Origin of the sequence: Clostridium hominis, from assembly GCF_014287825.1 — a bacterium.
GTDB classification, from domain to species: domain Bacteria; phylum Bacillota; class Clostridia; order Clostridiales; family Clostridiaceae; genus Clostridium; species Clostridium hominis.
In genome coordinates this window covers 344447-358078 of sequence record NZ_JACOOO010000004.1, presented here as the reverse complement: position 1 = coordinate 358078, position 13632 = coordinate 344447, and the positions used below count along the sequence as shown (strand labels likewise).

General features: G+C 27.7%; 12 protein-coding genes. 10 read left to right on the top strand and 2 right to left on the bottom strand.

What is annotated here, in order from left to right; translation table 11 throughout:
• The first annotated feature begins 6 nt into the window (after nt 1-6).
• The 5 genes from H8S20_RS03365 to H8S20_RS03345 are packed head-to-tail and all read left to right on the top strand — an operon-like array spanning nt 7 to nt 3468.
• Nucleotides 7-1029: an ABC transporter ATP-binding protein gene (locus H8S20_RS03365; RefSeq protein ID WP_186859283.1), complete on the top strand. Its 1023-nt coding sequence runs from the start codon at nt 7-9 to the stop codon at nt 1027-1029.
• Between the two features lies 1 nt (nt 1030).
• Nucleotides 1031-2044, top strand: a complete 1014-nt coding sequence (locus H8S20_RS03360) for an ABC transporter ATP-binding protein (RefSeq protein ID WP_186859282.1) — start codon at nt 1031-1033, stop codon at nt 2042-2044.
• Nucleotides 1987-2253: a hypothetical protein gene (locus tag H8S20_RS03355; RefSeq protein ID WP_186859281.1), complete on the top strand. Its 267-nt coding sequence runs from the start codon at nt 1987-1989 to the stop codon at nt 2251-2253. The genes H8S20_RS03360 and H8S20_RS03355 overlap by 58 nt, the downstream gene beginning before the upstream one ends.
• A complete protein-coding gene (locus H8S20_RS03350) occupies nt 2250-3257 on the top strand; it encodes a glycosyl hydrolase (RefSeq protein ID WP_186859280.1) in 1008 nt (335 codons plus the stop codon). Before H8S20_RS03355 ends, H8S20_RS03350 begins: the two co-directional genes overlap by 4 nt.
• Before the next feature lie 19 nt (nt 3258-3276).
• Nucleotides 3277-3468: a hypothetical protein gene (locus H8S20_RS03345; protein WP_186859279.1), complete on the top strand. Its 192-nt coding sequence runs from the start codon at nt 3277-3279 to the stop codon at nt 3466-3468.
• Nucleotides 3469-3555: 87 nt separating this feature from the next.
• Here the strand turns inward: H8S20_RS03345 and H8S20_RS03340 are convergent, their stop codons facing one another.
• Nucleotides 3556-5316, bottom strand: a complete 1761-nt coding sequence (locus H8S20_RS03340) for a sensor histidine kinase (RefSeq protein WP_243177489.1) — start codon at nt 5314-5316, stop codon at nt 3556-3558.
• Between the two features lie 176 nt (nt 5317-5492).
• Here H8S20_RS03340 and H8S20_RS03335 point away from each other — a divergent pair, with 176 nt between their 5' ends.
• The 5 genes from H8S20_RS03335 (at nt 5493) to H8S20_RS03315 (ending at nt 11717) form a co-directional block, all read left to right on the top strand.
• Entirely contained in the window at nt 5493-6734 is a 1242-nt protein-coding gene (locus tag H8S20_RS03335) for a response regulator transcription factor (protein WP_186859278.1), read from the top strand.
• Between the two features lie 40 nt (nt 6735-6774).
• Nucleotides 6775-8067 (top strand): ABC transporter substrate-binding protein, encoded by a 1293-nt coding sequence (locus H8S20_RS03330; protein ID WP_186859277.1) that lies wholly within the window; start codon nt 6775-6777, stop codon nt 8065-8067.
• Nucleotides 8068-8227: 160 nt separating this feature from the next.
• Complete coding sequence (locus H8S20_RS03325) at nt 8228-9133, top strand: ROK family protein (protein ID WP_186859276.1); 906 nt, start codon at nt 8228-8230, stop codon at nt 9131-9133.
• 173 nt (nt 9134-9306) lie between these two features.
• The gene (locus tag H8S20_RS03320; protein WP_186859275.1) at nt 9307-10704 is read left to right on the top strand and encodes a glycoside hydrolase family 1 protein; all 1398 of its coding nucleotides are present in this window, start codon (nt 9307-9309) and stop codon (nt 10702-10704) included.
• A gap of 74 nt (nt 10705-10778) precedes the next feature.
• A complete protein-coding gene (locus H8S20_RS03315; protein WP_186859274.1) occupies nt 10779-11717 on the top strand; it encodes a glycoside hydrolase family 113 in 939 nt (312 codons plus the stop codon).
• 61 nt (nt 11718-11778) lie between these two features.
• Here H8S20_RS03315 and H8S20_RS03310 read toward each other — a convergent pair whose 3' ends face one another.
• A complete protein-coding gene (locus tag H8S20_RS03310; protein ID WP_186859273.1) occupies nt 11779-13545 on the bottom strand; it encodes a glycoside hydrolase family 35 protein in 1767 nt (588 codons plus the stop codon).
• Between the last annotated feature and the right edge of the window lie 87 nt (nt 13546-13632).

Genomic DNA, 13632 nt, shown 5'->3' with positions numbered 1-13632 from the left:
TACATTATGAAACCTTTAATAGAAGTTAAAAATCTTACAATAGAATTCTTTTTAAAAAATGGAAAGCTAAGAGCATGTGATAATGTTTCTTTTACGATATATAAAAATGAGGTACTGGGAATAATAGGTGAAAGTGGAAGTGGGAAATCTACTTTAGCTTCAGGTATATTGAACCTTGTACAATCTCCAGGCAAGATAACTTCAGGAGAAGTTTATTATTATGATGAAAATGACAAGAAAGTTAATTTATTAGAGTTAAATACGGATGAGTTTAATGAATATAGATGGAAAGAAATAGCTACTGTATTCCAAGCAGCTCAAAATGCGTTAAATCCTGTTCTAAGGATAAAGGAGCATTTTATTGAAACTGTGCTAGCTCATGATTCAGGTAGACCAATTGAAGATATTATTAAAAAAGCAGAAGAAGTATTAAAATATGTAAGATTAGATACTAATGTGTTGGAATACTATCCTCATCAATTAAGTGGAGGAATGAAGCAGAGAGTATTAATAGCATTGAGTCTTATATTAGATCCAAAAGTAATATTACTTGATGAACCTACAACTGCCTTAGATGTTATTACCCAATGGTATATCTTAGATTTACTAAAGGATATTCATGAAAGACTTGGAGTAACTTTAATATTTTTAACCCATGATATTTCAGTTATATCTGGAGTTATTGATAGAATAGCAGTTATGTATGCTGGAGAGTTAGTGGAATATGGTAAAGTTACTGATGTATTTGAAGAGCCATCTCATCCATATACAAAAGGATTATTGAATGCAATACCAACATTAAATGATGATGTTACACAACGTAAGGCTATACCAGGTAATCCTCCAAATCTTATTCAAGAGTTTAATGAATGTAAATTCTCACCTCGTTGTAGTATTTTCTTAGATGGTGAGTGTAAAGGTAGTAGGGAAAAGACTAAAATAATGTACTTTGTAAATGATACTAAATGCACTAGATGTTATGAGCTTGCAGAACGTCTAACTACAGTAAAGACAGGGGAAGGTGCGTAAAATGAGTTTATTAAAAATAGATAATTTGAGCATAGAATTCGACAATAGAGTTAATAAGAAACAAAAAGTTACAGTATTATCAGATATCAACTTAGAAGTTGGAGAAGGAGAAATAGTAGCTGTAGTTGGAGAAAGCGGATGTGGTAAAACAACATTAGGAAAGTTGATAGTTGGAATTCATAAGCAAACTAAAGGAAATATATTATATAAAGGGAAAGATATAAGAAATCTAAAGAGAGCAGAGTTTAAGGATTATAGATTAGGCGTTCAGATGGTTCATCAAGATTCATTTGCTGCTTTAAATCCTAATAGAACTATTTTTCAATCTTTATCTATGCCTTTATTACAACATAAAATAGCAAAAAATAAAGCTGAGGCCGAAGAAATATTAAAAGAGTATTTTGCAGAAGTTGGCTTAGTTCCACAAGAGCAATTTTTATATAAATATCCTCATCAATTAAGTGGTGGTCAAAGACAAAGAATTTTACTTGCAAGAGCATTGTCTGTTAAGCCTAAATTAATAGTTGCTGATGAACCAGTATCAATGGTTGATGTTTCATTAAGAATTTCTCTTATAGATTTAATGACAAAGATGAATAAGAAATATAATATATCTTTCGTTTATATAACACATGATTTAGCAACTGCAAGATATATAGCTAAGAATGGAAGACTTGTTGTAATGTATTTAGGAAGAATTATTGAGTTAAATAATATATATGATGCTATAGATAATCCTAAGCACCCATATTTCCATGCATTACTTGCAGCAGTGCCGCAAAGTGTTGGAAAGAGATCGGATGGAGGTTCTAAAGAGTTACCTTTAAGAACTTTAGATATGCCAAGTATAATCAATCCTCCATCTGGATGTAAATTTCATACAAGATGTCCTTATTTCACAGAAAAATGTAAAATGGAAGAGCCTAAACTAGTTCAATATAAGGGAGGATATGTGGCATGTCACCATGTGGAGATAATAGAAAAAGAAAGACAAAAGGTAAAAGAAGCAATATAGATTTAACTGCAATACTTACTTTTATAAAGTTAATTCAAGCTATAGGATGTGGAATGTTAGGAATATCAATTTTAGGATTAATATTAGTAGGAAAAAATCCTTCAGCACAAGTCCTTTATGTTATGGTGATAGTAGTCAATTTAATAATAGTATTTGGTGGGTTAGTACCTATAAGGTTTTTAGCCAATAAGGTTAGTGATCAAAAATGAATAGTGAATTATTAGAAGAAAAAGAGAAAAGTGAATTAGATTCCCCTAATTTTATTTTATCTAATAAAAATGCTAGCGATGAGTGTAAAAATCTAATGAAATATTTCTCAAGTATATTTGGAAAAAATATATTGAGTGGACAGCACTGTAATAAATCCACTATGCCAGATATTGAATATATAAGAAGAGTTACAGGAAAAACTCCAGCAATATTAGGATTTGATTTACTTAGTTACTCAGCAGGAGTAGAGACTACTGAAAGTACATTTGAATGTATAGATGAAGTAACTAATAATAAAGGAACTGTAGAGGCTGCTTTATATTGGGCTAAAAATACTAATGCAATAATAACTTTTTGTTGGCATTGGTTTTCACCTCTTAAAGGTAAGGATAAAAGTTTTTATACAAAAAACACAAGTTTTAATCTCGTTAGAGCACTTATTGATGGAACGGAAGAGAATTTAGCTTTAATAAAAGACTTAGATATGATTGCGTATGAATTGAAAAAGTTTAAGGATAATAATATACCTATACTTTGGAGACCACTTCATGAAGCTTGTGGTGGTTGGTTTTGGTGGGGGGCTTATGGAAGTCAATCTTATATTAAATTATATAGGTTAATGTATGAGAGATATGTAGAGGATCATAAGCTTAACAATTTAATATGGGTGTGGAACTCACCAGATAAGGATTGGTATCCAGGTGATGATGTAGTAGATATTAATAGTGCAGATTATTATGCACCATTAGGAGATAATAGACCATTAATAGAAGAGTATAATGCATTTTATAATATTCCTAGTAGTAAAAAGCCATTAGCTTTAGGTGAGAATGGTCCAATACCAGATCCAGAACTTATAAAATTATCAAAAGCCTATTGGCTTTGGTTCATGGTTTGGAATAATATAGCGGAGCGTATTTTATGGAATTCAGGTGAAGACTTAAAAAGGTATTTTAGCAATGACTTTGTTATAACGCTTGAGGATTTACCAAAGCTAAGATAATTTAAGGGGAGGTATTTTTATGAATAACTCAAAAAATGCTCTAGAGTTAGCTTTACATCTTTTTAAAATTGGAGAGTTAATAAAAGACATGGATGAAAAGATTAATAATGAAAAGGACGAAGAGTTAAAGAGAATATATATAAATGAAAGAGAAGATATGTATAGTAATCAGATTGATATGGTTCATAAGCTAAGATCTTTAAACATTTAGCAAAGTTAATCCCTATGGAGAAGAGGCCATGGGGATTAACTTTTAAGTTAAAACTTAAACTATATATTTAGTGAATTTTTATAAATATTATTTCATTATGAAAGGTAGAGTTAGCACCATTGAAGTACCTTTTCCTTTTAGACTAAATATTTCAAGACCGTAATTATCACCATAATTAAGCTTTAATCTTCTGTTTATATTTCTTAAAGCAATACCTTTAAAGTTGTTATTTTTATCATTGATATAATCATTTAGTGAGTCTCGAGTTAATTCATCCATACCAATACCATTGTCTGAAATAGATAGTAATAAATTATTATCTATTTTTTGACCTTGAATTATTATTTTACCATCTCCACTACATTCACTAAGACCGTGGTATATAGAATTTTCAATTAACGGTTGGATTATCATTTTAATTATCTCACAATCTAATAATTCATCAGGAACTAAATTTTCAATAGTAAATAACTGATCAAAACGTATTTTTTGTAGGTATATATAGTTATTTATTATCTCTAATTCTTTATTTAATGTGACAGTATTAATTTTTCTATTCATACTGTATCTAATTATAGCACCAAAGTATTCTGCCATTACTGATGTTTCTAAATCATCATTAATCTCAGCCATCATGTGTATAGATTCTAAGGTGTTATATATGAAGTGAGGATTAATTTGATTTTGTAATTGTCTTAGTTCTAATTCTTTTTGCTCTATTTGATTTTTATAATTTATATTTATTAAGTCATTTATACGAATTTTCATTTCATTATAAGAATTAATTAATGAGCCTATTTCATCATCTCTATTATAAGTTATAGTAGATTTAAGATTTTTTTCCAAATTATTTGACTCCATATTAACTACTAAAGACTTTATTGGATTAAATATTCTTCTTATAAAGAATATATATAGAATTATACTTAATATTAAGAAGAAACTTAAGTTTATAAAAAATAATATTAAGTATAAGCTATTAACCCTAAAGGCTTCAGATTTAGGAATAGTATTAGTAAGTATCCAATTAGATTCAGGAATATAATTTTTACAGTTAACATACTTTATTCCATCATCTATATAATTTATTAAAGGGTCAGTATTTTTATAATTTATATCAAAAGAGTTTGGGGATAACATAAAGTCTTTATTAGTACTCATTATTAACTCTCCTGTAGAATCGTATATAGAAATAACTTGTCTATTAAAAGGTAAGTCATTAGTTAATAAATTTAAAAATTTTTCTATAGGTACAGTAACAAGAATTAAACCAGTAGGCTCATTAGTAGTTAAATCAATGATCTTTCTTGTAAGTGCTATTAAATTAGTATTATTATCGCTATCAATATCAAATATATTATTTTCAGTTATATTTGTAAAAATATTAGTTTGACTATCACTTAATAAGGATTCTTGGAACCAATTTTCTAAGGTGGGATTAATTAATTTGAAGTTTGAGCTATTTCTACTTGAAAAAAAACCTCTACCTTTTAAGTCATATATATAGGCACCATTTATAGAGTCATTTTGAATTAACATCATTTCACAAATATATTTTAAGTAGTTATAATCAGCTATTTCGTTAGCATCATTATTTAGAATAGCATTAAGCTTGTCTACCTCTGGTATAAGTAATGGATATTTTGATACGTCAGAAATATTATTAATTTTTTCTGTTATTTGTTGGGTTAAACTAGAATTAAAATTTTTAACTACCTTTTCAGTTTTATTAAATTCATATTTTGAATATGAATATAAGTTAAGTGAGGTAGCTATAAAATATATAATATACATAAAAATCAAAATAAAAATAGTAAGTTTTTTAATAGATAAATTCTTTTTTAACATAATAATTGCCATCCCATTGAGTTAAATATATTTTTAAATTTTAGTTAGTTTAATTATACATAATATGGTTAAAAAAATAAAATTTATTTAAAAAGGTAATATATTTAAAAATGTAAACATTTAATGTATAATTTTACTATGAATTATAATCTGATTTATCAACTTCAGGAGGAATTATGAAAATAGTAGTAGTAGACGATGATAAAATTATTAGATTAGGATTAACTAAGATAATAAAACGATTGTTTGAACAGCATGAAGTGATTTCAGACTTTCAAAATGGATTAGTTGCATTAGAATATCTAAGAGATAATAGAGTGGATTTAGTTATTACGGATATAAAGATGCCTATAATGCCAGGGAATGAGTTAATAGAAAAATCAGTAAATGAATTAGATAATCCCCCTATATTTGTAGTATTAAGTGGATATGATGAATTTAATTACGTAAGAGACACAATGAAATCTGGAGCATTTAATTATCTACTTAAACCTATAAAACAAGAAGAACTTAGAAAAGTAATTGAAGAAGTAGAAATTAAAATAAAGGAAAATAGGAAGCAAGATAAATTATTAAGTAAATCAATAGAAGTATTAAAGAAGGATTTTTTTAAACATATATTATTTTCAAATGTTGAAACAAACTATAAAACAGATAAGTCACTTTTAGAAAATATACAATTAAATGAAAACTATATATATAAAATGACAATTGTTCAGAGAGATAACAATAATGATAAGATAATAATAAGTAGTTTTATAAAAAACATATTAGATTTGAATAATGGAGTAGAATATCTATCCTTTTATTTTGAAGGTAATGTATATATTGTATTTTATTTAGAAAATAATAAAGAAAGTTTAATTAATAATTTAACAGAAGACATTGTATGTAAAGCTGATAGTTTGATTGAAAACGATAAGAATGTTTTTATAATTGAATCAACTGATAAGGTCTGGCAGTTACGAGAACAATCAAGACTTTTTAGAAAATTAAAAAATAATATTTGTAGTGGAGGTAAGGTTAAGAAATATATTCTAAATTTATCGGAAGAATCAAATGATAGCATTTATGATGATAATGAAAAGACTAATGTAACGGCTATAAAATTGGCCAAGCAGTATATAATAAATAACTTCAATAAAAATATTACACTTAAAGAAGTAGCTGATGAAGTGTTTTTAAGTCAAAACTATTTATCAGAATTATTTAAAAAGGAGATGGGGGAAGGGTTTTATGATTTTCTTTCTAGATATAGGATAAAAGTTGCAAAAGATTTATTATTAACAACAAATCTAAGGGTTTATGAAATAGCAGAAAATGTTGGGTATAACGATTCTATAACTTTTGGAAGAGCATTTAAAAAGATAACTGGAGCTACACCAAATAGTTTTAGAAATAATAAGGTAGGTGAATAAGAGTAATATTTATTAAGTATTATGAAAGAGGTTAGAATTTATGAGTAAATATAATAGGATGAGAACCCTACTAGGATTAGCGCTTGTAATTATTAGTGGTATTTTTATTAGTTGTTCAAGTTTACCTAAAAATAGTGATGATAAAATAACTGCTGATAATGATGGATTAGAAGGAACAATAAGATTCGTTAGTAATAGAACTGATAAGAAAACAGAATTGGAATCTTTAATTAACGAGTTTGAAGAAATTCATCCAAAAGTAAAAGTAGAACTAGAACTTATAGGTGATGCAGAGGAAATACTTCAAAGAAAAGCAACAGTAGGAGAATTACCAGATATAACGTTAGTCCCTGGAGCAATAAAGGTAAGTGAGTATAATAAGTATTTTATACCATTAGATGATTTAGGGTTTAATAAAGATAATATTTATAATTATGCTAGTGGTATAGGTAGCGATGGTAAATTGTACAATATAGATAGCTCTATATCATGGAATGGTATTTTGTATAATAAAAAAATTTTTGAAGAAGCAGGGATACAAGTTATACCAAGAACAAATGAAGAGTTTTTAGAAGCTTGTAAAAAAATAAAAGCTATAAATAAGGTTCCTATAGCCATAAATTATAAAAATAGTTGGACAATGAGTACATGGGTAGATATAGTTCCGTATGCATTTAATAATAAGTTCGAAGATGAAGCTGTATTAGACTCAACAAATATCTTGGAGAAAAATAATGGATTATATAAATCGTTAAATTTCGTCAGAACAATAGTTCAAGAGGGATATTGTGAGGATGATTTATTGAATTATGAATGGGAGCAATGTAAAAAAGATATAAAAAATGGAGAAGTAGTTATGATATTTTGGAATTCTAACTATAAATATCAGTTAGAGGATATAGGAATGAATATAAAAGAGATAGGAATGTTTCCATTACCTGAAATTAATGAAATTATAGTTTATGGGGACTATAGATTTGGAATATCTAAGAACACAAAATATCCTGAAGTAGCTAAAGCATTCTTCAAATTTACTTTTGAAGATGATAGATATGCAAATGCAGTTAATATATTACCAATATCAAAGAATAGTGATAGAAGTAGAGATTTTTTTAAGGAAGTTGAGAGTTTCCATATACCAGTTGTAATTCATGATAATATTCTTGATTATGGAGAAGATTATGTAAATATTAATCATGAAAAATATGATAGTTTTAGAAAGTTAACTGGATTAAATTATGCTTTTGTACAAGAGTATGTTGTAAGTGATGATGTAGAAGAGTTAACTAATGATTTAAATAGTAGGTGGAATGAATTAAAGATTAAGGACTGAATAGAATAAAAGTTAAAATACATACTTTAATCAAGAAAAGATATACAAAAATAAAGAGTTGTCTAGCATGATATTGTAATTTTTTATAGTAGATAATAGAGTTTTATATAATGAAGTATTTTAAATAAAGTTTATAAATAAAAAAGAATGGAGTTTTAATATGAATAATTATATTTCTTTTGATATAGGTGGATCAGCTATAAAGTGGTCGATAATCAATTTAAATGGCGAGTTTTTAGAGGATGGAAAAATATCAGTTCCAAAGACAATAGATGAGTTTTTTGAATCTATCGTGGATAAAGTTAATGAATTAAAGGACAAGTATCAGTTAAAAGGTGTAGCTATAAGTGCACCAGGTGCAGTAGATTCTGTAGTAGGAACTATAGGTGGAATGAGTGCATTACCATATATTCACGGACCAAACTTTAAGGTAATATTAAGTGAGAAAACTAATTTACCAATAGAAATTGAAAATGATGCTAATTGTGCTGCTTTAGGTGAATGCTGGAGAGGTGCAGCAATGAATGCAAATGATTCAGCTTTTGTAGTTTGTGGAACTGGAATTGGTGGAGCTTTAATTAAAGATAAAAAGATTCATACAGGGATACATAAGCATGGCGGAGAATTCGGATATTGCTTTGTAGATATTGATGTAGTAAATCAAAAGTATTTATCTTGGAGTAGAGCAGGATCAACTTTTGCAGTGGCAAAAGCTATAGCTGATAGAAAAGGTATAAATATTGATGAATTTAATGGTGTTAAGGCATTTGAGTTATATGATAATGGAGATGAAATAGCAGTTGAAGAAGTAAATAAATTCTTTAGATATATGGCTATTGGAATATATAATATTCAATATACATATGATCCAGAAGTAATAATATTAGGTGGAGCTATTTGTGAAAGAGAAGGTTTCTTAGAAGAAGTCAACAAAAAATTAGATGAAGTAATGAATAATAATGATGATGCAACTATTAGACCATTAGTTAAAATATGTGAATATGGAAATAATGCAAATAAGTTGGGAGCGTTATATAATTTCCTACAAAAACAAGATTTAATTTAAAATTAGGCTCTGTTAGAATTTTTTCTAACAGAGCCTAAACTTTTACTAAGAATTATATACAAATAATATGGTGTTTAATTTAAAGTACTTAAAGGAAAACGTTATACTGATATACTAAGAATATATTATTATTTTATTGTTTAAAAAAGAAATTTTGTATAGGAGGAGAGAGGATGAGTAACAAGTATACTTTCCCAAAGGGATTTTGGTGGGGATCCGCTACATCAGGACCACAAAGTGAGGGGAATTTTAATAAACCACACAAAAGTGTATTTGACTATTGGTATGAAATAGAACCAGAAGCTTTCTTTAATAAAGTAGGACCAGAAGTAACATCTAATTTTTATAATAGCTATAAAGAAGATTTAGCTATGCTAAAAGAAATTGGATTAAATAGTTTTAGAACTTCAATTCAGTGGACAAGACTTATAAAAGATTTAGAAACAGGTGAACCAGACAAAGATGCAATAAGATTTTATAATGATGTTATAGATGAAACAATAAAAAATGGAATGGTTCCAGTAATGAATTTGCATCATTTTGATTTACCTGTAGAATTATATGACAAATATAGTGGATGGGAATCAAAGCATGTTGTTGAATTGTTTGTAAAATTTGCTGAAACTGCATTTAAGTTATTTAGTGACAGAGTAAAATATTGGACAACTTTTAATGAGCCAATGGTAGTGGTTGAAGGACAATACATATATCAATTCCATTATCCTAAAGTTGTAGATGGTAAAAAAGCTATGCAAGTTTTATATAATATAAACTTAGCATCGGCAAAAGCTATAAAGAAGTTTAGAGAATTAGGATTTAATAAAGAAGGTGGACAAATTGGTATAGTACTTAATTTAACTCCTGCATATCCAAGAAGTAATAGTGAAGAAGATTTAAATGCTTCTAAAATTGCAGATACAATATTTAACTACTCATTTTTAGATCCTGCTGTAAAAGGTGAGTTTCCAAGTCTTTTAGTAGAATTATTAAAAGAAGATGATGTTTTATGGGAAGGTACAGGTGAGGAAATAGATATTATTAAAGAAAATACTATTGATTTCTTAGGCGTAAATTATTATCAACCAAGAAGAGTAATGGCTAAAAAATATATAGTTGAAGATGAAGAATATTGGATGCCTCATAAGTATTTTGATTACTATGACATGCCAGGAAAGAGAATGAATCCTTATAGAGGATGGGAGATATATCCACAATCTATGTATGATATAGCTATAAATATAAGAGATAATTATAATAATATTCCATGGTATATTTCTGAAAATGGAATGGGAGTGGAAGGTGAAGAAAAATATAGAGATGAAAATGGAGAAATTCAAGATGTTTATAGAATTGAATTCTTTGAAGAACATCTACAATACTTACACAAAGGAATTGAAGAAGGTTCAAATTGCTTTGGATTCCACTCATGGACACCTATAGATTGCTGGTCGTGGTCGAATGCATATAAGAATAGATATGGGTATATAGGATTAGATCTAGAAACTCAAACTAAGAAAATAAAGAAATCTGGTAAATGGATTAAAGAAGTATCAAAAAATAATGGATTTTAATTTTTAATAAAAATATAGAGAGTAACAAATAGTGTTCTCTCTATATTTATTTTATTAAAATAAGGAGACTTGGTATGAGCAGGTTTGATATAAGAAGTTTTAATTTTATAACTTGGAATTGGAAAGAGGATTTTGTATTAGATGATGTTAAAAAGGAGATAGATTATCAAGTTGATGTATGCGGTGTGAATACAATAACTTTTTCCTTTGCAGCAATTCAAGAACATTGTTATTCTACTGAGATTGATTGGAATGGCGAACATATGCCTAAAAGAGATGAGTTAATATTATTAATAGAATACTGTAAGGAGAGAATGTTAAAGACAATTGTAAAACCAATGTTAAATGTAAGGGATGGATACTGGCGAGCATACATAAGATTTTTTGATGAAGATGTTCCTTGTGAACCCAAGTGGAAAGATTGGTTTAAGAATTATAATGAATATTTATTAAGTTATGCAAGAGTTTGTGAAGAAAATAAAGTTGATATGATTATAATAGGGTGTGAATTAGTTGGAACAGATCATAGAGAAGAAGAATGGAGATGTTTGATAAAGAGAGTAAGAGAAGTTTACAAGGGGTTAGTAACTTATAATTGCGATAAATATCAAGAACATAATGTTAAATGGTGGGATGCGTTAGATTATATAACATCATCAGGGTATTACCCATTAGGAACAATGGGAAAAGAACTAGATAGGATAGAAGAAGTAGTTAATAAATATAAATTACCTTTTATGTTTACAGAAGCTGGTTGTCCATCTGTAAAAAGTGCAAGTAGGAATCCTAATGATTGGACTGTAAGTATTTATGGCATAATAGATGAAGAAGAGCAGTATAAATTTTATAAAGAATTATTTGAAGAAACTTCAAAGAGGTCTTTTGTGAAAGGATTTTGCTTATGGGATTGGCCAATGAAGTCACCTAAATTTAAAGAAAATAAATTAATAAGAGATTATAGTATAAAATTTAAACGTGCTGAAGATATGGTAATTAAATATTTTAAAGTATAGAGAAAAAATAAATGACAGTTAATTTTTTACTGTCATTTATTTTTTTAATTAAGATAAAACATTATTTGAACAATGGTTTATCGCTTAATGTGATAACATCATAATACTTACCTTCTGTTTCAAATATAACTATTTTATTTTCTCCTTTTTGTAATAATGGAGATGGAATATATAGATAATTAGTTGGACCTATATCAAAAAATCTACCTAAATTGAAACCATTGATAAAAGCACAGCCTTTACCAAAGTCCTTTAAATGTAAGAACGTATCACCTTTATTATCTATATTAAATGTATACTCATAAAAAGCTGGAGTGTTTTCTTCGTAAGGAAGAGAAAAATCTACTTTATCAATATTTTTTAAATCTAAACAATAGTGGTTCCAACCATTGTGAAAGTGAAGGTCTACCATGAAACCACCTTTTAATCCTTTCTTTTGAAGAGGTGATCTAAGTTTATCTCCGTAATTTATTCTTCCAAGGTTCTCAACAAGAATTGCTATTTCATTTTTATCATCCTTATTTAATACTAATGGGATATTTTCACCGATATTGCTAGCATCTTGAGTAGCAATAGGTTCATGGTTCAAGTAAATAGAGGCTCTATCATCACAATCAACTAATTTTGATCTAGAAATATATCTTTTCTTACCAAGGTTAGAAGTATATAAGATATAGCCATAACCTTGATTAAGCTTTTCCATATTAAGCGGTATATCGTTGTAAATAGGATTACAAAGTGATTCTAAAGTGTTGAATAAGGAAACTTTATTAGTGAGGTTTATATCTCCATAGTGAATAAAATCAATTTTAGTAGATAGTTCGAAGTTTGGTATAGATTTAAAGTTAGAAATAACATTTTTAAAGTCATAATATTTTTTTGTAGGTATACCCCATTCAGTTAGTAAAGCGTCATAATCATAGGAAGTGATTTGGGGAACAATAGAATCATAAAAATTAGCACCATTATAGAAACCAAAGTTAGTACCACCATGGAACATATAAATATTAACATGACCTAAATCAAGTATATCTTTAAATTCCTTACTAACTTCTTTTGAGTCTCTTGTTTTAATTTCTTTTCCCCAAGCATTAAACCAACCAATCCAAAATTCCATACACATAAGTGGACCATCAATACTATTATCATCCATAAATTTTTTAAGATTACTAGTTTGCTCTATAACTTTTGAACCAAAGTTAGCTGTAGGGAGAATGTTTTCGTTCAATAATACTCCAGCATCTAAAGCTTCTTGCCAGCCACCGTCTGAAGTAAATAAAGGAACAGTTGAACCATGCTTAATCATTAAATTTTTTATAGCTTTCAGATATTTTTTATCATTTCCAAAAGAACCATACTCATTTTCAAGTTGCATCATTATAACAGGACCACCATTAGTTATTTGTAAGGGAACTATGTATTTGAATAATTCGGAGTAATAATCATCAACTGCTTCTAAAAATTTATTATAAGTGCTTCTAATGATCATTGAATCATCTTTTAATAACCAGTAAGGAAGTCCTCCAAAATCCCACTCAGCACAAATATATGGAGAAGGTCTAAGAATAACATATAAGCCTAGAGATTGAGCTATCTTCACAAATTCACTAAAGTTATTTATTCCTTTAAAATTAAATTTACCCTTTTCAGGTTCATGAATATTCCAAGGAATATAAGTTTCAACACAATTACAACCCATTAATTTAAGCTTTTCTAGCCTGTCCTTCCAATATTCAGGTACAACCCTAAAATAATGTATTGCTCCAGAGATTATCTTGATTTTTCTATCATTAATATAGAAATCGTCTTTAATATGAAATGAATTCATTATAAAACCCCCTTTTATTAATATATATATTAACATAATTATTGAATAAATTGTATATAATGGAATTTGAGGTAAAGAATTATACAT

Bases quoted from the DNA above. Each gene is read 5' to 3' on its own strand.
- H8S20_RS03315 (WP_186859274.1), top strand. From the start codon at position 10,779: ATGAGCAGGTTTGATATAAGAAGTTTTAATTTTATAACTTGGAATTGG.
- H8S20_RS03335 (WP_186859278.1), top strand. From the start codon at position 5,493: ATGAAAATAGTAGTAGTAGACGATGATAAAATTATTAGATTAGGATTA.
- H8S20_RS03330 (WP_186859277.1), top strand. From the start codon at position 6,775: ATGAGTAAATATAATAGGATGAGAACCCTACTAGGATTAGCGCTTGTA.
- H8S20_RS03360 (WP_186859282.1), top strand. From the start codon at position 1,031: ATGAGTTTATTAAAAATAGATAATTTGAGCATAGAATTCGACAATAGA.
- H8S20_RS03345 (WP_186859279.1), top strand. From the start codon at position 3,277: ATGAATAACTCAAAAAATGCTCTAGAGTTAGCTTTACATCTTTTTAAA.
- H8S20_RS03350 (WP_186859280.1), top strand. From the start codon at position 2,250: ATGAATAGTGAATTATTAGAAGAAAAAGAGAAAAGTGAATTAGATTCC.
- H8S20_RS03325 (WP_186859276.1), top strand. From the start codon at position 8,228: ATGAATAATTATATTTCTTTTGATATAGGTGGATCAGCTATAAAGTGG.
- H8S20_RS03355 (WP_186859281.1), top strand. From the start codon at position 1,987: ATGTCACCATGTGGAGATAATAGAAAAAGAAAGACAAAAGGTAAAAGA.
- H8S20_RS03365 (WP_186859283.1), top strand. From the start codon at position 7: ATGAAACCTTTAATAGAAGTTAAAAATCTTACAATAGAATTCTTTTTA.
- H8S20_RS03310 (WP_186859273.1), bottom strand. From the start codon at position 13,545: ATGAATTCATTTCATATTAAAGACGATTTCTATATTAATGATAGAAAA.
- H8S20_RS03320 (WP_186859275.1), top strand. From the start codon at position 9,307: ATGAGTAACAAGTATACTTTCCCAAAGGGATTTTGGTGGGGATCCGCT.
- H8S20_RS03340 (WP_243177489.1), bottom strand. From the start codon at position 5,316: ATGTTAAAAAAGAATTTATCTATTAAAAAACTTACTATTTTTATTTTG.